Below are 26,660 nucleotides of genomic sequence, written 5' to 3'. Positions count from 1 at the left end.
TTGCCGTGGGCTTCTATAGTTGATCTGACACGAATCAGCTGCGGTGACGCCATGGAAGACATTTTCGTCGTGAAGCGTTGCAACAAGATCATTATTCACGGTCGACGCGCCGGTGACAGCCAACATGATCCAGCCGAAGCGCATAGCTGGTTTCGAATTTGCGATACGCGTACTGGCGGCTTCATCGGCGATGGCTACGACGCAGAGCAAGACGCGCAGCGCGAATGCAGGCGTCTCAACGCAGTCAGTTCCCCACTACCGGCCCGCGCGCCGTCCGGCTGATGCCGATCAGAAGCGGGTCTATACTGAAACCAGCTGAAGGAGCAGCACCCCACGGCAGAAGGCTCGCAACACGCGGGCTTTTTGCTGCAGCTCAGGTTTCATCGAACGGAGGTGTTCCATGTCCGAAAAAGAGTCCATCACCACCCTCCTCACCCTGCTCGACGCTCGGCAAGCGCGCCTTGCGGCCGCCTGCAAAGAGATCGCCGACTGGGTCGACCACCAAGGCGGACATCCAACCGCCTTGCGCATCCGTGACCGGCTGAACGACATCGAGAAAGATGCTCCGCTGATTCGCAACACGCTATCAGCGCTCAAACCTCTTGAGCGGCCACTGCCTCGGTTCAGATGACGTCTGACTTCGCCACGATCTCAGGAATTTCCCTGCAAGCGGTGACACGCCGGTCACCGCGCTCTCGTGCGCCTGTTGTGTTTGCTTTTCCAGCAATTGCATTTTTGACCTGACGACCCCATCTGCACGCCTACAGTGAAATCACTTGTGGACAGCAATCCTCCCACCCGCCCATATGCGGGCGTTTTTTGCCTGCGCCCAAGCACCGAACGGCGCTGTGTATGAGTTGTCAAAACTCATACATGTCGCAAAGGAGACCGTGATGGTTATCCATTTCAACGTCGACGGGCATCTGGCCTGTGGGCACAAAGGCCAACAGCTTTCGGCAAGCCGCGAACTCAATCGTGTTAAGTGCCGCAGTTGCCGCAATACCGATGCCTACAAACAGGCACGAAAAGATCAGCGTAACGCCGCCCGGCGCGCCTCACGACAAACGAAACACGCTATTGGCACCGCTAACTGGCGTGCAGAATGGATTGAACGACTTACAGCGATGGCGGGACTTCAGCGCTTGCCACGAGGCTTCGCCAGACAGGCCTATGTTTAAATCTGCACGAGAATGGGCCGAATGAGTCGGCCCATTCTCATGTCTGGGGTATCCAGTATCAATCAGGAGCCAGTGGCTCTTAACCCTGAAATAACTCTCTCAAGCGGCTTATGGAAGGGTTGCTCAATCAAATGGAAAAGTGCTGCTGCACACAGCAACGAGACTGACCAGTAGGTGATGTAAAAAGCAAGCCAGTTAGAGTCAAAGTTCGCACCGTGCCACCTATACATGCATCGAATAACAAGCTGATGAACCGTGTACAGAGAAAAGCTGATTTTCCCGAGATAGACTAGCGAGCGCCACGTCAGCAAATTAGACAACGCCCCTCGCTGACCACTGAAAACAGCGATCATTATGCAAAACGGAATAAAGGACCCTGCGACCAACACCCAAACACTGGCCTGTGGGGCGATACTTGCAAGTATATTTTTTGACAGCCATGTCATACCACACATTGATGCAATCACCAGGACCAAGGTTGCAACTTCGAGCTCGCTGGCTTTCGACCTTGTAGGCATGGCTCAATATAAAGTCCGACAACACAAATAAAAATGAAACCGCATTTCTCAAATCGAGAAAGCCAACACTGTAAGAAAAGTAGCTACTGAGCCACCATCACCCACTACTATCATTGCCGCTGCAATCGCCCCTCGCGGGCCCGAAAATCAATCAAGGCTGATTTCCGACAGGCACAAAAAACCCGGCGCAGTGGCCGGGTTTTAGCTACTTTCAAACTCAATACCGCTCTAACTGCCTTGTTTCGGTCTTGTTGCAGCGGATGCACGAAAGGGTTTTGTGTGTGTCGTTACGGGAGACCTCAGTCATGTAATGGTCTTCCTTCTTAGCTTGGGTGAAACCGCATCTGATGCATTTTTCCTGCACCTTGCAAAAATCATCTCTGCCCATCTCAACGAAGTCTTCATGCTTCATCTTAGAATCTTCGTGTCCGCAATGCACGCAGTTGCGAATCATCGTACAGGTGTGATGGTTTTTATAGTTGAACTCACCAAACTCGTGTTTGTGTTTGGTGACATGCTCAAAACAGTCAGGGCATGTTTTTTCCAGCAGACACGCCGGACCATTAACCGCCTTGGCATAATCCCCAGCATGCATGCCCACTCCGCATTTAGCTTTGAGAGCCAGTTCCTTGACCTTGTCGAAAAATCCCATTTTTTGCTCCAGCACTTTGTTCTTAACACTGTTATGTCGTCTGCAAAGCTTAAATCTTTAGTACAAAGCTCGGCGCTTGGCAGGGTTTTGGTTATTGAAAAGACCGAGTTTCAGATGCGCGATGTACGCGTCAAGGCTCGCGCGAACAAGGCGGAATCGAGCGACAACATCATGCAGGCCAAGGATCAACCTGTACTGCCGTAGTGAGACTGAGCAATACATACAAAATCGCAAGGGCAAAAAGACATGCCCAAAAATGAATTGCGAACCGCTGTCAAAATTGCGAACCGGAAACAAACAAGGGTTTGCATCAGCTTTCGCCCGCAAACCCTTGATTCAAGATGGTGCCCGAAGCCGGAATCGAACCGGCACGCCCTTACGAGCGGGGGATTTTAAGTCCCATGCGTCTACCAGTTTCGCCATTCGGGCGGTAGCGCGATGTTGCTGTCTTCTGCTGCACGGTAGCGACCCTGAGTAGATCCAACCTTGAACAGCAGTGCGGGAAATATATACATCACTTCCCGGTGAAGCAAGTTCGCAATGGCCTTTTTCAAGACTAAATCTTGCAGCGCATTGCAAATAAAAAAGCTCCGCAAATCATGGATCTACGGAGCTTGTTTATAGTGGAGGCCGAGGTCGCAATCGAACCGGCGTAGGTGGATTTGCAATCCATCTATAAATCTCTGTAGATCAATAGGTTAGCACTATTCTCGTTCCGCAAGCTACTGATTTTTATGAGGCTGCAGGCCGCGTAATCCGTGACGGTATACTTTAGATGCGGAACACCGAACAACACAGTTCCGCGCCTCTCGTCGCCTTGCCCTCGCCTGCCTGCCGCCCCTCGATTACTGTATATAAAAACAGTGCAACGTAAGGCGCCGCACGTGGATCCCTCCGATATCGAAAACACTGACGACTGGCTCGGCTGCCCGACGCCGCTAGAAACTTGCCGGCACCAGTTGGCCCTCTACGAAAATGAGTTCGAGGAACTGAACTTTCAGCTGCAACAGTCCAGGGAGCGGATATTCAAACTGGTTGAGATGCACGCCGCCGCCACGGCTGAGTGCGAAAAACTCCGCTGCCAACTGAGCGGCGCAAAGTCAGAAGCCGCACAGGCCTGCAGACGCGCGACCGATATCGAGACCAAAAGCGCTTGGGAGCTGATGGCGAAGAACAAGCACATCAGCGAACTGGTCACAAAACTGGAAGCCGCCACCGGTATCAGCGTGCGAACTGGCCAGCCGATCCGGTAACTCCACTCAAAGTGTGCGGGTGCCAGCGCTTTGATATAGGCCTGGCATGCCTGTAGCGCGATCAGTCCACGGTCACCGATGTCGGTGATGGCGATAACTTGTTGAGCATGCGTCGGGTCAAGTCGGGCGCGTACGATTGCATGATCCACGCCGCGGGCGCCGGAGGTGGCTGACACGTCGCAGCCTTTGGCAACGTCGGTTGCGTCGAGGAGGACTGACAACCGCAAATCAGAAGTGGCAAGGCGATCGCGTAGGCGATCTTGGTCACGCTGGGCATCAGTCATTTTCCTGAAGTGGGTCTGCTCGCTGGCCGCCAGCCTATGCTCAAGCGCCACACGCTTGTCCTGCTCGGCCTGCTAGGTAGCGGCGGCCTGGGTCAATTGGTTGTTGGCTTCGGCGTTTAACCGGCCCTGTTCGGCCAACTGCTTGCCATAGCGCCAGTCCTGAAACTGCCAGGCGCTGCCGAAGCCGGCGAGCACCAGCGCCAGCACGCCATCGTTTTCCACGGAACGACCATCACGGCACATCCTTGAAGAACACGTGAACACCCAAATGGAGCGTCTGCTTCGCCTTCGCTGCCAGGCCGGCGCCTTGATGCTCGTCGCTTAGTAGTGCGAAGCGCCGCCGGTAGGATCCGTAACAGCGCCATCGATCACCTTGTCGGCAGCGATCCGACATTGCGCCAGTTCACGGAAAGGGATCAGCTTAACGCCAATCAGGAACTGTTAGTTCGCGTCAGTCTTGTTCCAGCAGCTGAACTGGTACGGCTTCTGGCACACACCGGCATAGCCCTCACCCCACCAAGACTTTTCCTTTCCATCAAAAACGCGGTTGCGGATCGTCCAGGCAACGGCGATCTGGCCGGCCGCTCCCTCGCCGCGAGCCTCACCCCACAGCGTGCGTGCAAGTACATCGCGGTCTTTTTCGGTTACAGACATCACTTTTCTCCAGGCACAAAAAAGCCGGCGCAATGGCCGGCTCGGTTTTAGATTGGGACTACTTCAATATGCGAAGGAAATCTTCGGCATAGATGCGACTCCCCCTTTCGGAGAGATGGTGGGAGTCTCGATAAAGCAAAACCCCATCCTTGCTGATGCTGCAAACGTCATGCGCGCAGAAGACACCCAGCGGGTCGTACACTTCGAGTTGCGGGTGTTTCGCTTTAAGCGCCTCAAGCATGATCCGAAGTTCGCCCTGCCGGGCAAGAACATCAGCCTGTCGCTGCGTGCAACTCATCAACGGGTTGCGAAGACAGTCACGCGGAAACCATGGAAGTTCAGGAGCATCAACATTCACGACCACTCGCTTGCCAGATTCCTCCAGTCTTGATATCGCGTTATCTAGCCCCGCCTTGAACATATCGACATAGGACAGGCTTTCACCTCCATTCATGCTGATCTTCACGAAACCCGGACCCAGGCCGCTTTTCACGTGATCCGCTGCGAATTTGCTTGATAGGAAATACCCACCGTAGAACGAGAGCACAACAACGCGGACGCTCTCCTGCTGTTGCAGCCAACCGAATATCGCCTCCATGCGACGGCTGCAATCTGTCTGACTACCGACCACCGAAACGCCAAGCACCGGCGGACAACTGTTGTTGGCGAGCAATATCCATGACCGTTGTTTATCGCTCAATACGATACCGGGAAACTTATCGTCGGCGTGGCTATCACCCACGAGGGCGATGTTCGGTGCGGCCGAAACTGGTTCCTTGCACATATCCAAACCAGACAATCCAGTGCCGGTACAAGCCCTGTAGCGGGGAATGTCCTTGACGGGCTGAAGGTCGGCGGACTTCACTGCGATTGCACGCTCCGGCGCCCCTCCACTTGCGAAGATGGCGAATCCGGTACCGCCTATTCCAAGCATCATGCAGACCAGCACCGGAGCGAGCGAGCGAACATGTCTCACGCGCCGCTCAACAACAGCGTAAGTCGCCCATGCCAGAGCAACGGATGCCGCCACCAGGGTGACACGCATTGCGAGAGACGGCTCCCCACCCTGAACAATCCTGGCAAATGACAGCAACGGCCAGTGCCAGAGGTACAAAGGAAAGCTGATCAGGCCGATCCAGACCATTACTCGATTGGAAAGCACAACACGGTTAATCCATGCATACGGTCCGGCCGAGATCAGAAAAGCCGACCCGAGCACCGGCAGCACTGCCCACCAGCCTGGGAAAGCTTTGTCCTTACTCGCCAAAATTAGCGCAGCACCCACCAGCGAAACACCCAACAGCGCCTTCAAGTCCCTTAGAAGCGGGCCATTTACAGTCTCGTTTACGGAAGTACGATACATCGAGAGGTAGGCCAAAGCAGAGCCGGCCAACAGTTCCCAGAATCGGGTCTGCGGGGAATAAAAAGTCGCTACCTGGTCTTTCTCAACCCCGACGATGTTCAACAGGAACGAGGCGCAAGCCACCCCGACCAGTACCCACAGAAAATTCAGCCGTGCCTTGTGAAAAACCCAAAGCAGGATCGGCCACACGATGTAGAACTGTTCCTCTATTCCCAAAGACCACAGGTGCAACAGTGGTTTGGTTTCGGCAGAGTTGTCGAAATAGCCGCTTTCACCCCAAAGAACCAGGTTAGAAACGAAGCCAGCACCAGCGGCGGCGTGTTTGCCGAGCTGTGAATACTCATCGACAAACAGCAGAAACCAACCTGCCAGCAACGTGACAAGCAGCACAGTGATCAGTGCAGGAAATATCCGCCTAATTCGACGGCCATAAAATTCGGCAAAACTGAAAGACGCTCGATCGAGACTGCCGAAAATAATGCTGGAAATCAGAAAGCCTGAAATGACAAAGAAAACATCGACGCCAACAAAACCGCCTCGAATAAAAGAAGGGAAGGCATGAAACCCAACAACGGCCAAGACAGCGATGGCCCGCAGACCATCAATGTCGGCACGATACTTGGGATGGATCGGGGCATGCGATTTCTTTGAAACAGTTAAAATGCCTTCCGGCTGGACAACATTCATCAGGCGTAAATCTTCCAGAGATCTGATTTGCGCGACAAGTTACCCTGAACATCACCCACAATCCAATGTAGGTGCACAGCAACATTCAATCAGCATCCGGGGCTATCGGCCACTGGATGTCGTTTGGCCACGCCGGCTGCTGCTCTTACCGGTTCAGCGACACCCGATACTGCTTCCAAACCCGTAGAGAAGCCAGCTCTACCGATGTTGCCTCTTCAAGATCAACAACATCCTGAAGCGGTGCGATTTGGTTGGTTGCCCACTCCATCATGCCCGCCCGCTTGACCCGCGCCACCGCAGCGAGCTCATCAGAGGTTGGCACCGGTGGCTCGCTGAAAGCTCCACCGGCGTACAGCCACCCAGGAGCAACGAGAGTTGCAGCCCGAATCTCGACCCAAATGAGATTCGGATGAACCATTTCCGTGATGTCTCAATCAGTTTCAAAAATCTCCAGAACTCGCCCATCATCAACACGTGCGTAGGTTCTCATCACGCATACTCCTCGATTATCACCATGCCCGGGGCACCGCCGCCACCTTGGAGCGCGGCAGTTGTTCCTGATCCGCCAGCAGCCCCACCCGACCCTCCAGCCCCCGGACCTGATCCAACCCTTCCGGAACCTTGATCGTTGAATCTTCGCTGATTGACGCCGCCTCCAAACGCAGATCCGCCACCCACACCTGACTGGTAGGCAAGTAGCGTAGTGATAATAGAGGGGCTACCACCGGAACCCTGAGCGATGATGCACTCCCCATATCCCGAGCCGATGCCGGCGGCACCTGACCCTTGAGAAAATGGCGGGCTCGTGGCCGCACAGCCATTCCCGCCTTCACCACCAGTCGCGGAAAGCAGCGAGCCGAAAGACGAGAACCCACCAGTTCCGCCGGCATTTGCGCCAGCAGCGCCAGCGGAGTCAAGCCCACGGCAAACAACGCCGTAGCCGAGAACTGGACCCTTGACCTGGCACGCGTGGGCTGAAGATGCGACAGAAGAAAACAGCCAATCGGGATCTGCCACCACGGATGATCCGGCGCACTCGGAAAAGAAAAGGCGGTACCACCTGGACGGGTTACTAATATAATGGCAGGGACGCCGACGGTAACCGCGTAGATCGAGTCTACGAATCTAGCCTCGAATATCACTCTCCCATTCGTTGCGGCTAGAAATGAGCAACCGTTGCGGAACACACGGTGTAAATTGCGGAACACGCCACTTTCTTGCAGGCATAAAAAAACCCCGCAGATCATTGATCTACGGGGCTTTCAATAGTGGAGGCCGAGGTCGGAATCGAACCGGCGTAGGTGGATTTGCAATCCACTGCATAACCATTTTGCTACTCGGCCTCAAAGCATTTGCTGTCAGTAGCACAACAACAAACACGTACAAACTTGGAGCGGGAAACGAGACTCGAACTCGCGACCCCGACCTTGGCAAGGTCGTGCTCTACCAACTGAGCTATTCCCGCTTGGTGATGCGCATTCTATAGAATTAAGAAGCTTCGTCAACCCCTTGATTCAAAAAAGTTTTATTTCTTTTCAACATCGGTCTTCAGGTGCGGCCAGGCAGCGCGGAGGTACTGAACCATCGACCACAGCGTCAGGCCAGCGGAGACCATCAGCAAGGCGTAACCCAGGATAACCCAGAAACTGAAGTCCTTTGGATTGGCCAGCAGGATCACCAGTGCGAGCATCTGCGCGGCGGTTTTCCATTTGCCGAGATTCGAAACGGCGACGTGGGCACGGGCGCCGAGTTCGGCCATCCATTCACGCAAGGCCGACACCACAATCTCGCGACCGATGATGACAGCCGCCGGCAGTGTGAGCCAGAGATTGCCGTGTTCCTGGACCAGCAGCACCAGTGCCACCGCAACCATGAGTTTGTCGGCCACTGGATCGAGAAACGCACCGAACGGAGTGCTTTGCTCCAGACGACGGGCCAGATAACCGTCCAGCCAGTCCGTCGCTGCCGCAAAGGCAAACACCGAGGCGGAGGCCATGTAACTCCACTGGTAAGGCAGATAGAACAGCAAAATGAAGATCGGGATGAGCAGGACGCGTAGAACGGTAATCAGATTAGGGATATTCATCGGCACAACTGGCTACGAGGTGAAGGGGCATTCTACTCGCTATGCAGGTTCGCATAAATCGACTCTGCGAGCTTTTTACTGATCCCCGGGGCTTTGGCGATCTCTTCGATGCTTGCACGAGACAGCTCCTGCAATCCACCAAAATGTTTCAACAAGTCGCGACGTCGGGTTGGCCCAACGCCCGCAACGCCTTCCAGCGTTGACGTACGGCGGGTTTTGCCTCGGCGTGCGCGGTGTCCTGTAATAGCAAAGCGGTGCGCCTCATCGCGGATCTGTTGAATCAGGTGCAACGCCGGCGAGTCGCCACGCAAGGTGAACTCATGCGCCGCATCATTCAGATACAACGTTTCGAAGCCCGCCTTACGCGTGGCGCCTTTGGCGACACCGAGCAGAATCAGATCCGGTACGGCCAACTCGTTGAGAACATCTCGAGCCATCGACAGCTGACCCTTGCCACCGTCCACCAGCAAGATGTCCGGCAACTTGCCCTCGCCTTCCTTGAGTTTGCTGAAGCGTCGTGTCAGGGCCTGATGCATGGCGGCATAGTCGTCACCTGCCGTGACACCTTCGATGTTGTAGCGTCGGTAGTCCGACTTGATCGCGCCTTCTGGACCAAATACAACACAAGAAGCGACCGTTGCCTCACCACTGGAATGACTGATGTCGTAGCATTCCAGACGCTGCGGCGGCTCATCCAGGTTCAACACTTCAGCCAAGGCCTCAAACCGTGCAGCAGTGTGCTGACGGTTGGCCAGGCGCGCGCCCAACGCCTGCTCGGCATTGGTGACGGCCAGTTGCTGCCAGCGTGCACGCGTACCGCGCACCCGGTGACTGATGGCCAGTTCGCGGCCGCGCAACTCATGAATCGCCTCGATCAGTGTCGGGAAATCCTCGTGCACGACATTGACAATCAGCTCGCTCGGCAAATCGCGCTCGGGGCTGCTGATGAAGTATTGGCCGAGAAACGCAGCCATGACTTCCGACACATCCTCTTCGATACCGACTTGCGGAAAGAAATTTTTGCTGCCCAATACGCGCCCACCACGGACGCTGATCAAGTGCACGCAGGCGCCGCCCGGGTTGACGAATGCCGCGATGACATCGATATCCCCTGTGCCGCCTTCCATGCTCTGTTGATCCTGGACTCGACGCAGCAGCGCGATCTGATCGCGCAATTCGGCGGCTCGCTCGAACTCGAGGTTGATCGCCGCCTCCTCCATCGCCGTGGACAGCTCGTTGGTCAGCGCGTGGCTGCGGCCCTCAAGAAACATGACCGAGTGACGCACATCTTCGGCATAAACCTCAGGCTCAACCAACCCCACGCAAGGCGCTTTGCAGCGTTTGATCTGATACTGCAGACAGGGACGGGTACGGTTCTTGTAGTAGCTGTCTTCACACTGGCGAACGAAGAAGGTCTTTTGCAGCAGACTCAGGCTTTCACGTATGGCGCCGGCACTCGGATAGGGGCCGAAGTACTTGCCCTTGGCCTTTTTGGCCCCGCGATGAATGCTCAGGCGAGGGAATTGGCCGTCGGACAGAAACACGTAGGGATAGGACTTGTCGTCGCGCAACAGAATGTTGTACGGCGGCCGCCACTCCTTGATCAGCGTTTGCTCAAGCAGCAGCGCTTCGGTTTCGTTGGCGGTGATGGTCGTTTCGACCTGCGCAATGCGCCCGACCAACGCGGCAGTCTTGGGCGCCAGACCGGTTTTGCGAAAGTAGCTGGCCAGACGTTTTTTCAGGTTCTTGGCCTTGCCCACATACAACAGGCGCGCATCGCTGTCGAACATGCGGTAGACGCCGGGGCGCCCGCTGACTGTAGACAGAAAAGCGCCGGAATCGAATGTTTCAGTCATGGTCAGAGGCTGGCATCAACCATGCCGTGACGCACCGCCAACAGTGTCAACTCAACGTCGCTACTGATCGAAAGTTTCTCGAAAATACGGTAGCGATAGGTGTTCACGGTTTTCGGCGACAGGCACAACTTGTCGGAAATGATCTGTACCTTCTGACAGCCGACAATCATCAATGCGATCTGAATTTCCCGCTCGGACAAGGCGTCGAAGGGCGAATCATTGGACGGTTGAAAAGACTTGATCGCCAATTGCTGGGCAATCTGCGGACTGATATAGCGCTGGCCGGCAAATACCAGGCGAATGGCCTGGACCATTTCCGGCAAACCCGCGCCCTTGGTCAGATAGCCCGCAGCACCTGCCTGCAGCAAGCGTGTCGGGAAAGGATCCTCTTCACACACCGTAACCGCGACCACCTTGATATCCGGATGACTGCGCAACAGCTTGCGCGTGGCTTCCAGGCCGCCGATGCCAGGCATCTTAACGTCCATCAGCACCACATCGGGCTTCAACTCTCGGGCCTTGATCAGGGACTCTTCCCCGGATTCGGCCTGGCCAACCACCTGCAAGCCATCGATATCGGCCAGCATACGTGTAATGCCTGTACGAACGAGATCATGGTCATCGACCACTAGCACCCTAATCAAGCAGACACCTCGCGATATGGTCATATTGGGATGCCGGACACCTTAGCAAAAAGTGCCACGCAGACCTAGCGGAAAGCGTCATTTAAAAAGTTTCAATTCATCATTAAAGGCTTGCCGGCCGTGGGTTTCAGAGCACATGTGTACTGATATCAAGCTGCATTCGCAGAAAACACTCATCCGCGCCCTGAACCTGTAGGCCTTTTCTTTCATACAAGTTTCTCGCCGGATTATTTTCGAATACGGTCAGCCGCAAAGCCGGACGCTTCTCTTTGCGAGCCATGTCGATAACCTGATCAATCGCCCAGGAACCCGCGCCCTGCCCCTGAAACGCTTCAGCAATCTGCAGTTCACGAATGTATAACGCGCGCACATCCCGGCTGAGGCTGAGAAAACCTGCCGGCACATCACCCTGCACTATCAGCCAGTTCTGCCGCCCCGACCACGCCACGTCAAACGCCTCGTCCTGCCATAACAGGTCATGGTGAATGTAGTAGCGCAGCATGTTCTGACAGGTGAGACCGCGGGCAAGCGCCAGATCCTCTGGACCCGCGAGACGTAATCGCAATGTCATCAGGTTTGCACGACAGGAACTATTCGCCCCTGCCATACACCCTTGTGACGCTGGGCGATTACCAAAAGATCGCCCACCCCAGGCGCCGCAACGACCAACGAACCGTCTTCAGACCAAATGCCACTGCGCCCCGCGGATTGCCATCCACCGGTCAGCCCGCCGTGATTGGCCATCAGCACAGCCATCGAGTGTTGCCGGGCATAGCCCTGCAGTATTGCGGTGTCGGCTGCGTAACCCTTCTCGCTGATCAGTACACCGGCGGCGTATAAACCTGCGCCCTGGTCTGCGGCCGCTGCGGCATGGCTGGCATGTGAGAAATCGGCGCACACCGCCAACGCGACCACTTCACCGCCAATGTTCAGTGTCGGCCCGCCGAGACCGGGGGCAAAAACAATCTCTTCGCCTGAGTGCAGATGCTGCTTGCTGTAGACGCCGAGCGAGCCATCAGCGCCCAGAACGAGGGCACCGATCAAAACCGAAGCGCTGCTATTCAGCCGAATCGGCATGCCGACGACGGCAGTTATGCCAAGCGCTCGGGCCAAATCCCTAAGCGGTTGCAGCACGGCATCTTGCGGATCTATCGCCAACGTTGCCGCCACTTCCCCCTCGTAGCCAGTCAGCGACAACTCGGGGAAAACCAGTAATTCGACGCCCTGCTCCGCAGCGATCTCAATGAAGCGACTATGCCGGGTAATGTTTCCAGAAAGATCACCGGCGATGGATATGGTCTGGGCAGCAGCAATAGTCAATGTCGACACGTTTCATCCTTGGCAATCAAGCAAAGCGCAGAGTGTCACCACTCTTGCTTGACCCTGGCAACAGGCATTTTGTTGATCAGGCGATAGCAATTTCTGATTGCTGAGGCGTATCGGCCTCTAGTAAGCTCGGCCCATTCATCGGAGACAGACCATGCTCAACGCCCCTTCACAGCTTCGTACCGCCAGCGCCCTGCGCTCGGTTGCGGCTGCGCGGGCGAATGACGTTTGCGCTCCGGTCAGCTTTTATTTTGGGTATTGGTTTAGCCACTGGCGCGCCTGATACCAAACGGCGCCCATAAAAACGGGTCGCCTACCAGAGAATTCTCAACCCCCGGTCGGCCTCCCGACCGGGGGTTTTGTTTTTTCAGCCCCACACTTTTTCAGCAACACACCAGACACTTTGAGGATTCACGAAATGAACTACGCCACTTATTACCGTTACGACAGCTTTAGCGCCTGGCGATTTACCAGCTTCCGCTCGGGACAGCCTGCCGCCTCCGATCGGTCACCTGAAGGTGGCAAGCACACACACGTAGCCAATACGGCCAATTGTCGAACACCCCAGTAGGGCCGAGTGAGCGGGAAGCACCCGCCGCCAGCCCAGGAAGACCGAATATGAACTCGTCCGTTTCTGCTCTGCCACTGTCCACTCTGAACTCTGCCAACGAAGCACTGACTCTGCGTCTGCCCAGCTCGTTGCAGCTCAAACAGCAATTGCCCTTGAGCAATGTCTTGAGCCAGCAAGTCACCGCCCACCGCCAAGCGATTCGCGCCATTCTCAATGGCCAAGACCCGCGACTGCTGGTCATCGTCGGGCCCTGCTCCATCCATGACCCACAATCGGCACTCGAGTACGCCGGCAAGCTCGCTCGACTGGCTGAAGCAGTCAGCGGCGAAATGCTGTTGGTGATGCGCGCCTATGTCGAAAAACCGCGTACCACGGTCGGCTGGAAAGGTCTGGCCTACGACCCGCACCTGGATGGCAGTGATGACATGGCTGGCGGCCTGACCCTGTCGCGCGAACTGATACTGGAAATGATCCGTCTCGGCTTGCCGGTGGCCACAGAATTGCTGCAACCGATGGCCGCCGGTTACTTCGATGACCTGTTGAGCTGGGTGGCCATTGGCGCCCGCACCACTGAATCGCAGATTCACCGGGAGATGGCCAGTGGATTGAGCATACCAGTCGGCTTCAAAAACGGCACCGACGGCGGCGCAGCCATTGCGGTTGACGCCATGCGTTCGGCAGCCCATCCGCACCGGCATTTCGGCGTCGACAGCCAAGGTCATCCGGCCATCATTCAAACGCCAGGCAACCCCGATACCCATCTGGTATTGCGTGGGGGCCATAAAGGGCCTAACCATGATCGCGAGAGCGTGGCAAAAATCCACGCCGACCTGAACCGACTGAAGATTCCGAGCCGGATCATGGTCGATTGCAGCCACGCCAACAGCGGCAAGGACCCCCTGCGTCAGCCTGGCGTTTTCAACGAAGTGCTTGAGCAACGCTTGCAAGGTGACCGTTCTCTGATCGGCATGATGATTGAGTCTCACCTGTTCGAAGGCTGCCAGCCGCTGAGCGAGTCATTGCGTTACGGGGTGTCGATTACCGATGGGTGCCTCGGTTTCAGCGCAACGGAACGCTTGCTGCTTGAAGCCGCGCAGCGCCTCGCCGCAGACGCCAAAGACTGATTGCGAGACGTGCCCTCCGGTTTTATCGCAAACCGGAGGGCTGAGCACATGTCCGTTACGCCTCCACTTGTACTGGCGTCACCGCCGATTCCTGACTGACATCGTCCAGACGTTCAGCCGTGTAGGACACCCGCACGGTCGTGCCATGGTGCTCACGCCAGAACCTGTGCGGCACGATAAAGATCAGCGGTTTCCCTGCCGTCTCCCGAGTGATTTCGCGGTCATCCCGGTGATTGAAAAAATCCCCGTCGCACTTGAGATACACCAGCTCACCTTCCTGCGTCTGGGCATTACCGATCACAACGGTGACGCCATCTATCGAATCATCGTTCAACAGCACACCATCTTCAGCTTCAAGCACATCAGGAGCATCCAGCTCACCACGAACGAATGGAGTGATGACAACTCTCGTGGCTTCGGATTCGCGAACAATTCCCCTGGCTTGTTCGACTCGATAGCTCACCATCACCTCGCCACCGAGGTGCGCCGCAATGTGCGCTCCGTCAATCCAGAATGACAGGACGTCGGCGACAGCAAAATCTTCGACTTTCAGGGTGTCGCTGAACGTTGCAGGCAATTCATTTGCGCCCCACGTCAACTTGATCTTGTCTCCGGCAGCCATTCGGGCGTAAGGCTGGAGCACGATCAGCGTACCTTCCTTTACTCGCGCCGGATCCAGCGCCCCTCCGATCGCACCCTCGACAATCGGGGCAAGCAACTGTGGTCGTGTATCCCCTACAGATAACTGTATGCGTGCAGAAAACGCAGGTGCGGACGAACGAGCACTGAGCAATTTCCAGTAGACCTCCAGCGAACCGCCATCCAGTGCCGCGACATGCATGCCTTTGATAACGAAAACGATATCCTTGCCGACCTGTTCTTCGCTGACATAGCGAACCATTTCATGCTGGTAAGCAAAGCCCTCTATATCCAGACCGTCCCAACTCAACACCAACTGATCGCCACAGGTCATGTTTGCATAAGGAGCGATACGGACAACGACCTTGCCCAGCGACGGATCAAGCACCGTCTCCTCCATGGAATCGAGGACTGCCGCTGGCAGCAGTTCATTCGACTCACAGGGACTGACGGGGTGGCGCATCCGGTAGCAAAACTCGACTTCGTGCGTGTGCATTTAGAGGCTCCATTCCTTGGAAAAAACGCCGCTTTCATGGACGGCGTCGACAGCCAACATTGAACGTGATCCTGTGCATTTTCGATGTCAGCCTAATCCGCCGCAGGCGCACAGCAAACGCCTCCGACTCGGTAGGCAATCTGCGCATAACCGCCATCAACCCAGCGAAAGATGGCCGCAACTTCCGATTCGGATTTCATAAGTATCTGAAAATTCGTACAGCCCTTAGTCCAGATTCAACGGCCAAGAGAAGCCTCTTCTTACTTCTTCAACGGGACGAGTGTTTTAGAGTGGCCTCCGGACTCCCCGATGAACTTCTGCGAAAAAGGTAAGAACATGCAACGGAATGCTTCAACTCGTTATCCCGTCCTGTTGGTACACGGCCTGTTCGGATTTGAGCGCATCGGTCATTTCGAGCTGTTCCATGACGTAAAGAACGCGCTGAAAGCCGGCGGCAGCCGAGTGTTTGTTCCGCACCTCTCTGCCACCCATAAAAACGAAATACGAGGTGAGCAACTGCTTGCACAGATTGATCGTGTCTTGCGGGGCACAGGTGCCGACAAAGTCAATCTCATCGGACACAGCCAGGGCGCATTGGCTGCTCGATACGCTGCCGCGCTCGCACCGCACGCCGTTGCCTCGGTGACCTCCGTCAGTGGCCCGAACCATGGCTCGGAAATGGCTGACTTTCTGCGCAAGGCACTGGTGCCCGGGCGATTACCCGAGGCGGTCGCACAGAATGTGGCGACTCTGTTTGGCAACTTTCTTTCGTTGCTCAGTGGCAGTGCGAGATTGCCGCAAAACGCACTGGCAGCACTCAATGCTCTGACGACAGAAGGTGTGGGCGATTTCAACGACAAGTTTCCTCAGGGGTTGCCCGGGAGCTGGGGCGGCCAAGGCGCGGAGCAAGTCAATGGTGTGCGTTATTACTCATGGAGCGGCGTCCTGCCGGCTCACAGTCCGTCGACACTCGATCCGACCCGGAACATTTGCCATGCGCTATCGCAATACTTCATGACCGAGACGCAGCAGAATGACGGTTTCGTCGGCCGCTTCAGTTCTCATCTGGGGCAGGTTATCCGCTCCGACTATCCCCTGGACCATCTGGGCAGCCTGCGCCGCACAGCCAGCACCATCACTAACCTGCCCGACCCGATTGAACTGTACGTTGAGCACGCCGAACGTCTGCACGCCGCGAATCTCTGATCAAGGCCACGGACAATCGAACGGAACTTTGCCGAGAATTCGCCCACTGAATCCGGTAGGCTCCACACTTTACTGAAATAGATTGGAGAGTTTCCCCATGGCTAAAGCCACTGCCCGCCACATCCTGGTTTCCAGCGAAGACAAGTGCAACGAACTCAAGGCCCAGATCGAAGGCGGCGCTGATTTCGCCGAAGTCGCCAAAGCCAACTCCACCTGCCCGTCCAGCCGCCAGGGCGGTGATCTGGGTTCGTTCGGTCCTGGCCAGATGGTCAAGGAATTCGACACCGTGGTCTTCAGCGCGCCAATCAATGTCGTGCAAGGTCCAGTGAAAACTCAGTTCGGTTATCACCTGCTGGAAGTCACCAGCCGTCAGGACTGATCCGTCGCCTGACTGCTTGCCAACGGCCCGCCTTCTGGTGGGCCGTTGTGTTTCAGTTACACATACGGCTGGCGACTGGCGCGCCTCTCGCGTACAACTTGCGCTTATCGATTTCCCGGTTCCAAGGCTGACAATGCGACTGGTTTTCCCCACATTGATGCTCACCGCCCTCGCCCTGCTGACGGGCGCCACCGGCGCGAGCGCTGCACCGCAACACGCGCTGACAGTTTATGGCGAACCCGCCAAGTACCCTGCCGGCTTCAGTCACTTCGACTACACCAACCTGCAAGCGCCCAAGGGCGGGACGATGCGCCGCTCGGCCATCGAGATCGGCCACTTCGATCATGTTCTTCCTTATATAGACAAAGGCATCGGCGTCACGCAGATCGATGGTTTGCTCTATTCGCCGTTGGCTCAGCGTTCGCTGGACGAGCCTTACACGGTTTACGGACTGGTCGCGCAAAAGATGGAGCGCTCGGATGATGGTCTGTCGCTGCGGTTCTTCATCAATCCCAAGGCACGTTTTGCTGATGGCAAGCCGATTACCGCCGAAGACGTACGCTACACCTACGATTTATTGATGACCCAGGGCAGCCTGCGTTATCGCACTCAGTTTGATGACGTCAAAGGCGTCGAAGTGGAAGGCCCGTTGACCGTGCGTTTCGACTTCAAGAGCAATGAAAACCGCACCCTGCCACTGGACGTCGCGACCCTGCCGGTATTTCCCGAGCATTGGTGGAAAAGCCGCGATTTCGCCGGGGGTGGCGGGTATGAACCACCACTGGGCAGCGGTCCTTATCGAGTTGGAAAAGTCGATTCGGGGCGCAGCATCACCTTTGAGCGCAATGCCAACTGGTGGGGCAAGGATTTGCCGGTCAGTCGTGGCCTCTACAATTTCGATCATTTCAGCATCGAGTACTTCGGTGATACCGACGTCGCCCGGCAAGTGCTGCGTGGCGGCGCCTATGACTACAACCGCGAGTTCTCGGCCACCGGCTACTCGATCGGCTACGACAGCCCCGCGCTGAGCGACGGACGCCTGCAGAAAGCGCATCTGGCCACCGAGGCGCCCCAGTCGGCCCAGGGGTTTGTGTTCAATCTGCAAAAACCTGTATTCGCCGATCGCCGCGTGCGTCAGGCCCTGGCCATGCTCTGGGACTTCGAATGGAGCAACCGGCAGATGATGCGCGGCATGTATATCCGTCAGCAGAGCTACTTTTCCAACACGCAACTGGCCGCAAGCGAATTGCCCGATGCGCAGGAACTGAAAATCCTCGAGCCGCTGCGCGGTCAGGTTCCCGACGAAGTCTTCAGCCAAGTCTTTGAAGCGCCGAAAACCGACGGCAGTGGCCTGATCCGCGACAAACAATTGCAGGCCCTCGAATTGCTCGAACAGGCTGGCTGGAAACCGGATGGCGATCAGTTGGTGAATGCCCAGGGCGAGCCACTGACCTTCACCTTTCTGGTCAGCCAGAACGGCATGGACCGCTTGCTACTACCGTACAAGCGCACACTGAAACAGATCGGCATCGACCTGAATATTCGTCGCATCGATTCCTCGCAATACGTCAATCGCCTGATGAGTCGCGACTACGACATGATCGTCACCGGCTATCCGGTCAGCACTTCGCCGGGGGGCGAATTGCTCAATTATTTCGCCTCCGCATCGGCCAACGACCCGGGCGCGAACAACTACATGGTGTTGAAAAACCCGGCAGTGGATACGCTCATCAACGGTCTGATCCGCGCATCCACGCAGTCCGACATGCTGCACTACGCCCATGCTCTGGACCGGGTGCTGCAATGGAATTACTACTGGATTCCCAACTACTATCCACCGGGTACCTCGACCGTATGGTGGAATCGTTTCGGCATACCCACGGTGCAAGCCAGTAATGACGAAGCCATCGAGAGCTGGTGGGAAATCAGCAGCACACCCCTGACCAATCAACAGATGACGGCCGAGAAGATCGCCCGTGGCAGACCCGGAGGACCGCACTGATGTGGGGTTACATACTGCGGCGCCTGCTGCTGATCATCCCGACGCTGGTAATCATTCTGCTGGTCAACTTCGTGATCATCCAGGCCGCGCCCGGCGGTCCGGTAGAACAGGCCATCGCCCACCTGCAAGGCATCGGCGGCGCCAGTGTCGGTGGCGGCGCCAGCGAAACCATGAGTGGCACATCACGTGCCAGTCGCGGTCTCGATCCGCAACTGATCAAGGACATCGAAAAACAGTATGGCTTCGACAAACCGGCCCACGAACGCTTGTGGCTGATGCTGAAGAACTACGCGCAACTGGATTTCGGCAAAAGCTTCTTCCGTGGCGCGACAGTCACCGATCTGATCCTGGAAAAAATGCCGGTGACCATTTCCCTCGGGTTGTGGGCGACGCTGATCACTTATCTGGTGTCGATCCCGTTGGGGATCCGCAAGGCTGTGCACCATGGCAGTCATTTCGATATCTGGAGCAGCACGGCGATCATCATCGGTTACGCGATGCCAGCGTTTCTGTTTGCGATGTTCCTGATCGTGGTGTTTGCCGGCGGCACGTCATTGAACTGGTTTCCGGTGCGTGGCCTGGTGTCGGACAACTTCGAATCGCTGTCGACCCTCGGCAAGATTGCCGACTATTTCTGGCACCTGGTGCTGCCGGTGACGGCGCTGGTGATTGGTGGTTTCGCTACGCTGACGATCCTGACGAAAAACTCGTTTCTCAATGAGATCACTCGCCAGTACGTGGTCACCGCGCGCGCCAAAGGCCTGAGCGAACGACGCGTGCTCTACGGGCATGTGTTTCGCAACGCGATGCTGCTGGTGGTGTCCGGCATCCCGCAGGCGTTCATCAGTGTGTTCTTCGCCGGCTCCTTGCTGATCGAAGTGATCTTCTCCCTCGACGGCCTCGGACGCATGAGCTACGAAGCCGCGGTTTCGCGGGATTACCCGGTAGTGTTCGGTTCGCTGTTCATCTTCACCCTCTTCGGCCTGCTGATAAAACTCGTCGGTGACCTGTGTTACACGATGGTTGATCCGCGTATCGATTTCGCCGCGAGGAACGCCTGATGTTCAAGCTCTCGCCTCTAGGCCGTCGTCGCTTCGAGCGCTTCAAGAAAAACCGTCGTGGCTGGTGGTCGCTGTGGCTGTTTATCGGCCTGTTTGTGCTCACACTGGGTGGCGAATTGATTGCCAACGACAAGCCTTTGGTCGTCAGCTATCAGGACCAATGGTACTTCCCGGTATTCAAGCGACACACCGAGCAGGAGTTCGGCGGGCAACTGCCGTTCCAGGCCGATTACCGCAGCGACTATGTGCAGAACCTGATTCGCAAGGACGGTGGCTGGCTGCTGTTCCCGCCGATTCCATTCAGTGACGACACGCCGAACTACGACCTCAACAAACCAGCACCGAGCCCGCCGACGTCGGTCAACTGGCTGGGCACGGACGATCAATCGCGAGATGTACTGGCGCGGGTGATTTTCGGCGCACGGGTGTCGATTCTGTTTGCCTTGATGCTGACTTTTGTCAGCGCCCTGATCGGCATCGCCGCCGGCGCATTGCAGGGTTACTACGGCGGCTGGGTCGACCTGCTCGGGCAGCGTGTGCTGGAAGTCTGGTCGGGGCTGCCGGTGTTGTATCTGCTGATCATCCTTTCCGGTTTTGTCGAGCCGAATTTCTGGTGGCTGCTGGGGATCATGGCGCTGTTTTCATGGCTGGCGCTGGTGGACGTGGTGCGCGCCGAGTTCCTGCGCGGACGCAATCTGGAATACGTCAAGGCCGCCCGCGCGCTGGGCCTGAGCGACCGCAAGGTGATTTTCCGGCACATTCTGCCCAACGCCATGAATGCGACACTGAGCTACCTGCCGTTCATTCTGACCGGCGCGATTTCCACCCTAACTGCGCTGGATTTTCTCGGTTTCGGCATGCCCGCCGGCAGTGCTTCGCTGGGTGAGTTGATCGGTCAGGGCAAACAGAACCTGCAAGCACCGTGGCTTGGGTTGACGGCGTTTTTCACCCTGGCGTTGATCCTTTCTTTACTGGTGTTCATTGGCGAAGCGTTGCGTGACGCGTTCGACCCTCGATCCTGAAGCGTGGCCATGACTGACAACCTGATTGAAATCCGTAACCTCAACGTCGCCTTCCATGGCCAGAACGTGGTGCGCGACCTGTGTCTGGACATCCGCCCCGGCGAATGTCTGGCGCTGGTGGGCGAATCGGGCTCGGGCAAATCGGTGACCGCCCATTCGATCCTGCAATTGCTGCCGCAAAGCGAAGCGCATACCGCTGGCAGCATTCGCTATCGCGGGCAGGAACTGATCGGCGCCGATCCCAAGGTCTTGCGTGAATTGCGCGGCAACCGCATCGCGATGATCTTCCAGGAGCCGATGACCTCACTGAATCCGCTGCACACCATCGAAAAGCAGATCGGCGAAACCCTGCTGCTGCACCGTGGCCTCGGCGGCAAAGCGGCGCAGCAACGCATCCTCGAACTGCTCGGACTGGTGGGTATCCAGAAACCCAAAGAGCGACTCAAGGCTTACCCGCATCAACTCTCCGGCGGCCAACGGCAACGGGTGATGATCGCCATGGCCCTGGCCTGCGAACCAGAGCTGTTGATCGCCGACGAACCGACCACCGCGCTCGACGTGACCGTGCAGCGCAAAATCCTGCTGCTGCTCAAATCCCTGCAGCAACGTCTGGGCATGTCACTGCTGCTGATCAGCCACGACCTCAATCTGGTGCGCAGCATTGCCCAGCGCGTGTGCGTGATGAAGGCCGGGGAAATCGTCGAACAGGCGCCCTGCGAAGTCCTGTTTACCGAGCCGAAACATCCTTATAGCTGTGTATTGCTCAACGCCGAACCCGAAGGCGAAGCCCTGCCGCGGGATGAGCGCGAAAACGTGCTGGAGGTCGATGACCTGAAGGTTGAGTTTGTCGTCGGTGGCGGTCTGTTCCAGCGCAAGCAATACCTGCGGGCGGTGGATGGCATCAGCCTGAGTATCCAGCGTGGCAAGACGCTGGGTATCGTTGGTGAATCCGGTTCCGGCAAGTCGACATTGGGCCAGGCGATCCTGCGTTTGCTCGACTCCGAGGGCGGCATCCGCTTTCAGGGCCAGGCGCTCAACGGCCTCAATCAGAAGCAGATGCGGCCGTGGCGCCGGCAAATGCAGGTGGTATTCCAGGATCCGTTCGGCAGTCTCAGCCCGCGCATGTCAGTGGCGCAAATCATCAGCGAAGGCCTGGAAGTGCACTGCGAGTCGACCGCTGATGAGTGCGATGAACAAGTGATCCGCGTGCTTAAAGAGGTCGGCCTCGACCCGGAAAGTCGCCATCGCTACCCCCACGAATTCTCCGGTGGCCAGCGCCAACGCATTGCCATCGCTCGGGCGCTGGTGCTCAAACCGGCGCTGATCCTGCTTGATGAGCCGACGTCGGCACTCGATCGCACGGTGCAGAAACAAGTGGTCGCCCTGCTCCGCCAGCTTCAGGAAACCCACGGTTTGACCTATCTGTTCATCAGCCACGACCTGGCGGTGGTGCGCGCCCTGGCCCACGACATGATCGTGATCAAGGACGGCAAAGTGGTCGAGCGTGGCGCCAGTCATGATGTGTTCGACGCGCCGCAGCATCCGTATACCAAAGAGCTGTTGGCGGCGGCGCATCCGGGGTAGGCATAATCGGGGATCGACTTGGAACCGAGTCGCGGCCATCGCTGGCAAGCCAGCTCCCACAAGGGGCTGCAGCGGCCACGACATGTGTATACGACCGAGAACCCTGTGGGAGCTGGCGTGCCAGCGAAGAGGCCCGCATCAACAACTCAAATTCCGGACTAGCTGTCAGATGAACACCACCGAAAGCCTCAAGGACTACCAACGGGTTCGCACCCTGGCGATCCGTTCGCTGTTCGAGATCATCGAGCAGTCCAGCGAAGGCACGGTGATTGTCGACCGCGATGCCAACATCGTCTGGATGAACGAGCGCTACGCCCGGCGTTTCGGTCTTGAATCGGCGGCAGGCGCCATCGGCAAGCCTTGTGAAAGTGTGATCCCAGGCAGTCTGTTGCGCGAGGTGGTGCGTACCGGTCGCCCCATCCTTCTGGACATGCAGGACACCCCGAAAGAGCCTCTGGTGGTGATGCGTCTGCCGATCCATGACGACGCCGGCACGGTGATCGGCGCGATCGGGTTTGCCCTGTTCGATGAGTTGCGCACCCTGTCGCCAATGCTCAAACGGTATTTGAGCATGCAGGAAGAACTGGCCTCGACCCGTTCTCTGCTGCGCGCCCGGCAGACCAAATACAACTTCGCCCATTTCATCGGCACCAGCGCCGCCAGCCTTGAAGTCAAACGACGTGCCCGGCGCAGTGCCAGCGCCGAATCGCCGGTGTTGCTGCTTGGCGAAACCGGCACAGGCAAAGAGTTGCTGGCCCAGGCGATTCACAGTGCCTCGCCACGAGCACACAAAGCGTTCGTCAGCGTCAACAGCGCGGCGATTCCCGAAGCATTGCTGGAGGCGGAGTTTTTCGGCACGGCGCCCGGCGCCTTCACCGGCGCCGACCGCAAGGGTCGCACCGGAAAATTGCAGATCGCTCAGGGCGGCACGCTGTTTCTCGACGAGATCGGTGACATGCCGCTGCCTTTGCAGAGCAAACTTTTACGCGTGTTGCAGGAAAAGGAATTCGAACCGGTAGGCTCCAACGAGGTGATTCAGAGCGACGTGCGCGTGATTGCCGCCACCTCGACGGATCTGCAAGCCGCGATCAAACGCGGTGAGTTCCGCGCCGATTTGTACTATCGCCTCAATGTGTTGCTGATTCAGGTGCCGTCATTGCGGGAACGACTTGATGACCTGCCGGCGCTTAGCGAAGCGATTCTGGAAGAGTTGCGCAGTCAGCACGAGTTGCACCGTGATGCGCTGGCGTTGCTCGGTCAACATGCCTGGCCGGGGAACATTCGCGAATTGCGCAATGTGTTGGAGAGGGCGGCGTTGCTCAGTGATGACTTGATGCTCACCGAGCAGGATATTCGTGCGGCGATTGGAACGTTGACGCCGGTCGAACGTGCGTCGGTACCGATGGTGGAGGCGCTGGCTGAAGAGACATTCGCTCAGGCGCGGGAGCGTTTTGATCGACAACTGGTTCAGGCGGCTCTTGCGCAATGTGCGGGGAACGTGCCGGATGCGGCGGCTCGACTGGGGCTGGGGCGATCGACGCTGTACAAGAAGATGGTGGCGCTGGGGATTGCTTGAGTCTCTATAAAGAGACATCTATCTCTTTTTTTAGATCAATTATTTGAAGATCAAAAGATCGCAGCCTTCGGCAGCTCCTACAGGGGAATAACGCATCCGCACTGTAGGAGCTGCCGAAGGCTGCGATCTTTTCGGCTTAATGTGGTCTCAATAATGAGACGGAAACGCTGAAACCTGCCCTGCTCACACAATAATATCTTTATATTTCAACGTGATAGATAGCTGGCACGGATCTCGCTAACACCTCTCCCACACCCGTTCTACCCACAAAAATAACAATTCTGGAGAGACACACCATGAGTGTGATCATTGCCTTGGCAGCCCTGGCGCTGCTGATGCTGGCCGCCTACCGTGGCTACAGCGTTATCCTCTTCGCCCCGATTGCCGCCCTCGGCGCTGTCCTGCTCACCGACCCTTCGGCCGTAGCCCCCGCGTTCACCGGGGTGTTCATGGAAAAAATGGTCGGGTTCATCAAGCTGTATTTCCCTGTGTTCCTGCTCGGCGCCGTGTTCGGCAAGTTGATCGAGCTGTCGGGGTTCTCCCGCTCGATTGTCGCTGCGGCCATTCGCTTGCTCGGCACCAAACAGGCGATGCTGGTGATCGTGCTGGTCTGCGCCTTGCTCACTTACGGCGGCGTGTCGCTGTTCGTGGTGGTCTTCGCGGTTTACCCGTTTGCCGCCGAGATGTTTCGCCAGAGCAATATCCCCAAACGGCTAATCCCGGCAACCATCGCCCTCGGCGCGTTTTCGTTCACCATGGACGCCCTGCCCGGCACACCGCAAATCCAGAACATCATCCCCAGCACCTTCTTCAATACCACCGCGTGGGCGGCGCCATGGCTGGGCGTGATCGGCACGATTTTCGTGTTCTGCACCGGTATGTTGTTTCTGCAGCGTCAACGCAACAAGGCGCAGCGCGCCGGTGAGGGCTACGGCAAGGAATTGCGCAACGAGCCGGAAACCGCTGAAGACCTGAAACTGCCAAACCCATGGATTGCGCTGTCACCGTTGCTGGCGGTGGGCATCATGAACTTGCTGTTCACCCAATGGATTCCGCAGTGGTACGGCAAGACCCACAGCCTCGCACTGCCGGGCATGGCCACGCCGGTCACCACCGAGATCGCCAAACTGACGGCGATCTGGGCGGTGCAAGCGGCGTTGCTGATTGGCATTCTGATGGTCTTGGCGTTTGGTTTTCAGGCGATTCGCAGCAAGCTCGCCGAAGGCAGCAAAAGTGCAGTGAGCGGCGCATTACTGGCGGCGATGAACACCGCGTCGGAATACGGCTTCGGCGCGGTGATCGCGTCGCTGCCGGGCTTTCTGGTGCTGGCGGACTGGCTCAAGCAAATTCCCAATCCGCTGGTCAACGAAGCCATCACCGTGACCTTGCTCGCGGGCATTACCGGCTCGGCGTCGGGCGGCATGAGTATCGCGCTGGCGGCGATGTCCGAGCAGTTCATTGCCGCTGCCCACGCCGCGAACATTCCGCTGGAAGTGCTGCACCGCGTCGCCGCGATGGCCAGTGGCGGCATGGACACGCTGCCGCACAACGGCGCGGTCATCACCTTGCTCGCGGTGACCGGTCTGACCCACCGCGAAGCCTATAAAGACATTTTCTGTATTACGCTGATCAAGACCCTGGCGGTTTTCGTAGTGATCGGCACTTTCTACGCCACTGGCATTGTGTGAGGTATTCATGACCACTCTTTCCGGCAAGACCGCGCTGGTAACCGGCTCCACCAGCGGCATCGGCCTGGGCATCGCACTAAGCCTGGCCAAGGCTGGTGCCAATCTGATTCTCAACGGTTTTGGCGATGCATCGAAAGTCATCGCCGAAGTCGCTCAGTTCGGCGGCAAGGTCGGCCATCATCCGGCCGATGTCAGTGACCCGGCGCAGATCGCCGACATGATCAATTACGCCGAGCGCGGGTTCGGCGGTGTCGACATTCTGGTCAACAACGCCGGCATCCAGCACGTCGCCGCCGTGGAGGAGTTTCCCGTCGAGCGTTGGGATTCGATCATTGCCATCAACTTGTCCTCGGTGTTTCACAGCACACGCTTGAGCCTGCCGGGGATGCGCGCCAAAGGTTGGGGGCGGATCATCAATATCGCCTCGGTGCATGGCCAGGTCGGCTCGACCGGCAAAGCGGCTTATGTGGCCGCCAAGCACGGCGTGATCGGTTTGACCAAAGTGGTCGGCCTGGAAACCGCGACCAGCAACGTCACCTGCAACGCGATCTGCCCAGGCTGGGTGCTGACGCCGCTGGTGCAGAAGCAGATCGATGACCGAGCGGCCAAGGGTGTCGATCCGCAGCAGGCACAGCATGATCTGCTGGCCGAGAAACAACCGTCGCTGGAATTCGTGACACCGCAACATCTGGGCGAGCTGGTCTTGTTCCTGTGCAGCGAGGCCGGCAGCCAGGTACGTGGGGCGGCGTGGAATATTGATGGTGGCTGGTTGGCGCAGTAATGCTGCGTCCTCCAACGGGATTTGTGTAAT

General features: G+C 57.3%; 24 protein-coding genes, 3 tRNA genes and 2 pseudogenes. 15 read left to right on the top strand and 14 right to left on the bottom strand.

Features of this window, described 5'->3' with window-relative positions; genetic code table 11:
• Positions 1-51: 51 nt before the first annotated feature.
• The 4 genes from ACIF4X_RS19620 (at position 52) to ACIF4X_RS19605 (ending at position 2,552) form a co-directional block, all read left to right on the top strand.
• A complete protein-coding gene (locus ACIF4X_RS19620; protein ID WP_397483392.1) occupies positions 52-282 on the top strand; it encodes a hypothetical protein in 231 nt (76 codons plus the stop codon).
• Positions 283-400: 118 nt separating this feature from the next.
• Positions 401-631: a hypothetical protein gene (locus ACIF4X_RS19615; protein WP_397483391.1), complete on the top strand. Its 231-nt coding sequence runs from the start codon at positions 401-403 to the stop codon at positions 629-631.
• Positions 632-893: 262 nt separating this feature from the next.
• Positions 894-1,178: a hypothetical protein gene (locus tag ACIF4X_RS19610; RefSeq protein WP_397483390.1), complete on the top strand. Its 285-nt coding sequence runs from the start codon at positions 894-896 to the stop codon at positions 1,176-1,178.
• A gap of 828 nt (positions 1,179-2,006) precedes the next feature.
• Positions 2,007-2,552 carry a hypothetical protein gene (locus ACIF4X_RS19605; protein WP_397483389.1) on the top strand — a complete coding sequence of 182 codons (546 nt, stop codon included), beginning with the start codon at positions 2,007-2,009 and terminating at the stop codon, positions 2,550-2,552.
• 138 nt (positions 2,553-2,690) lie between these two features.
• Here the strand turns inward: ACIF4X_RS19605 and ACIF4X_RS19600 are convergent.
• A tRNA-Leu gene (locus ACIF4X_RS19600) sits at positions 2,691-2,777 on the bottom strand.
• A gap of 455 nt (positions 2,778-3,232) precedes the next feature.
• Between ACIF4X_RS19600 and ACIF4X_RS19595 the strand changes: the two genes are divergently transcribed.
• Entirely contained in the window at positions 3,233-3,601 is a 369-nt protein-coding gene (locus ACIF4X_RS19595; protein ID WP_397483411.1) for a hypothetical protein, read from the top strand.
• Between the two features lie 5 nt (positions 3,602-3,606).
• Here ACIF4X_RS19595 and ACIF4X_RS19590 read toward each other — a convergent pair.
• The 12 genes and pseudogenes from ACIF4X_RS19590 to ACIF4X_RS19535 all read right to left on the bottom strand — a co-directional run.
• Positions 3,607-4,128, bottom strand: a pseudogene (locus tag ACIF4X_RS19590) (lysis protein); the annotation flags it as partial.
• Positions 4,118-4,539, bottom strand: a pseudogene (locus ACIF4X_RS19585) (cell wall hydrolase). The pseudogenes ACIF4X_RS19585 and ACIF4X_RS19590, both read right to left, overlap by 11 nt.
• 58 nt (positions 4,540-4,597) lie before the next feature.
• Positions 4,598-6,589 carry an acyltransferase family protein gene (locus ACIF4X_RS19580; protein ID WP_397483388.1) on the bottom strand — a complete coding sequence of 664 codons (1,992 nt, stop codon included), beginning with the start codon at positions 6,587-6,589 and terminating at the stop codon, positions 4,598-4,600.
• 145 nt (positions 6,590-6,734) lie between these two features.
• Entirely contained in the window at positions 6,735-7,007 is a 273-nt protein-coding gene (locus tag ACIF4X_RS19575) for a tail fiber assembly protein (RefSeq protein ID WP_397483387.1), read from the bottom strand.
• Positions 7,008-7,098: 91 nt separating this feature from the next.
• Entirely contained in the window at positions 7,099-7,512 is a 414-nt protein-coding gene (locus ACIF4X_RS19570) for a hypothetical protein (RefSeq protein WP_397483386.1), read from the bottom strand.
• 346 nt (positions 7,513-7,858) lie between these two features.
• Positions 7,859-7,932: transfer RNA gene (locus ACIF4X_RS19565), tRNA-Cys, on the bottom strand.
• Positions 7,933-7,978: 46 nt separating this feature from the next.
• A tRNA-Gly gene (locus ACIF4X_RS19560) sits at positions 7,979-8,054 on the bottom strand.
• 60 nt (positions 8,055-8,114) lie between these two features.
• Complete coding sequence (pgsA, locus tag ACIF4X_RS19555) at positions 8,115-8,675, bottom strand: CDP-diacylglycerol--glycerol-3-phosphate 3-phosphatidyltransferase (protein ID WP_007950102.1); 561 nt, start codon at positions 8,673-8,675, stop codon at positions 8,115-8,117.
• Positions 8,676-8,707: 32 nt separating this feature from the next.
• Positions 8,708-10,531: an excinuclease ABC subunit UvrC gene (gene uvrC, locus ACIF4X_RS19550; RefSeq protein WP_127927157.1), complete on the bottom strand. Its 1,824-nt coding sequence runs from the start codon at positions 10,529-10,531 to the stop codon at positions 8,708-8,710.
• Between the two features lie 2 nt (positions 10,532-10,533).
• Complete coding sequence (uvrY, locus tag ACIF4X_RS19545) at positions 10,534-11,175, bottom strand: UvrY/SirA/GacA family response regulator transcription factor (protein ID WP_016984198.1); 642 nt, start codon at positions 11,173-11,175, stop codon at positions 10,534-10,536.
• A 127-nt stretch (positions 11,176-11,302) separates the two neighbouring features.
• Positions 11,303-11,746 (bottom strand): GNAT family N-acetyltransferase, encoded by a 444-nt coding sequence (locus ACIF4X_RS19540; RefSeq protein WP_397483385.1) that lies wholly within the window; start codon positions 11,744-11,746, stop codon positions 11,303-11,305.
• Complete coding sequence (locus ACIF4X_RS19535) at positions 11,746-12,504, bottom strand: carbon-nitrogen hydrolase family protein (RefSeq protein WP_397483384.1); 759 nt, start codon at positions 12,502-12,504, stop codon at positions 11,746-11,748. Before ACIF4X_RS19535 ends, ACIF4X_RS19540 begins: the two co-directional genes overlap by 1 nt.
• A gap of 615 nt (positions 12,505-13,119) precedes the next feature.
• On the opposite strand from ACIF4X_RS19535, the gene ACIF4X_RS19530 reads away from it, so the two are divergent.
• A complete protein-coding gene (locus ACIF4X_RS19530; protein WP_397483383.1) occupies positions 13,120-14,196 on the top strand; it encodes a 3-deoxy-7-phosphoheptulonate synthase in 1,077 nt (358 codons plus the stop codon).
• A 55-nt stretch (positions 14,197-14,251) separates the two neighbouring features.
• On the opposite strand, the gene ACIF4X_RS19525 is transcribed toward ACIF4X_RS19530, so the two are convergent.
• Positions 14,252-15,331: a hypothetical protein gene (locus ACIF4X_RS19525; RefSeq protein WP_397483382.1), complete on the bottom strand. Its 1,080-nt coding sequence runs from the start codon at positions 15,329-15,331 to the stop codon at positions 14,252-14,254.
• Positions 15,332-15,667: 336 nt separating this feature from the next.
• On the opposite strand from ACIF4X_RS19525, the gene ACIF4X_RS19520 reads away from it, so the two are divergent.
• From ACIF4X_RS19520 to hbdH, 9 genes are all read left to right on the top strand, one after another.
• Entirely contained in the window at positions 15,668-16,537 is an 870-nt protein-coding gene (locus ACIF4X_RS19520; RefSeq protein WP_397483410.1) for a lipase family alpha/beta hydrolase, read from the top strand.
• 97 nt (positions 16,538-16,634) lie between these two features.
• Positions 16,635-16,916: a peptidylprolyl isomerase gene (locus ACIF4X_RS19515; RefSeq protein WP_007912303.1), complete on the top strand. Its 282-nt coding sequence runs from the start codon at positions 16,635-16,637 to the stop codon at positions 16,914-16,916.
• Between the two features lie 133 nt (positions 16,917-17,049).
• Entirely contained in the window at positions 17,050-18,918 is a 1,869-nt protein-coding gene (locus ACIF4X_RS19510; protein WP_397483381.1) for an extracellular solute-binding protein, read from the top strand.
• On the top strand, positions 18,918-19,979 hold the full coding sequence (locus ACIF4X_RS19505) for a microcin C ABC transporter permease YejB (RefSeq protein ID WP_007912305.1): 1,062 nt from the start codon (positions 18,918-18,920) through the stop codon (positions 19,977-19,979). The genes ACIF4X_RS19510 and ACIF4X_RS19505 overlap by 1 nt, the downstream gene beginning before the upstream one ends.
• Positions 19,979-21,001, top strand: a complete 1,023-nt coding sequence (locus ACIF4X_RS19500) for an ABC transporter permease (RefSeq protein ID WP_095120956.1) — start codon at positions 19,979-19,981, stop codon at positions 20,999-21,001. Before ACIF4X_RS19505 ends, ACIF4X_RS19500 begins: the two co-directional genes overlap by 1 nt.
• 9 nt (positions 21,002-21,010) lie before the next feature.
• On the top strand, positions 21,011-22,585 hold the full coding sequence (locus tag ACIF4X_RS19495; RefSeq protein ID WP_397483380.1) for an ABC transporter ATP-binding protein: 1,575 nt from the start codon (positions 21,011-21,013) through the stop codon (positions 22,583-22,585).
• Positions 22,586-22,754: 169 nt separating this feature from the next.
• Positions 22,755-24,161, top strand: coding sequence for a sigma-54 interaction domain-containing protein (locus tag ACIF4X_RS19490; protein WP_397483379.1), 1,407 nt, complete (start codon positions 22,755-22,757; stop codon positions 24,159-24,161).
• 296 nt (positions 24,162-24,457) lie between these two features.
• A complete protein-coding gene (locus tag ACIF4X_RS19485; RefSeq protein ID WP_397483378.1) occupies positions 24,458-25,849 on the top strand; it encodes a GntP family permease in 1,392 nt (463 codons plus the stop codon).
• Positions 25,850-25,856: 7 nt separating this feature from the next.
• Positions 25,857-26,630, top strand: a complete 774-nt coding sequence (gene hbdH / locus ACIF4X_RS19480; protein ID WP_397483377.1) for a 3-hydroxybutyrate dehydrogenase — start codon at positions 25,857-25,859, stop codon at positions 26,628-26,630.
• Positions 26,631-26,660 lie beyond the last annotated feature (30 nt).

It is taken from the genome of Pseudomonas sp. NPDC085632 (assembly GCF_044541255.1).
In the GTDB taxonomy this organism is placed as follows: Bacteria; Pseudomonadota; Gammaproteobacteria; order Pseudomonadales; family Pseudomonadaceae; genus Aquipseudomonas.
Note: the sequence above shows the minus strand (reverse complement) of the source record. Positions and strands in the feature narration are given on the sequence as shown.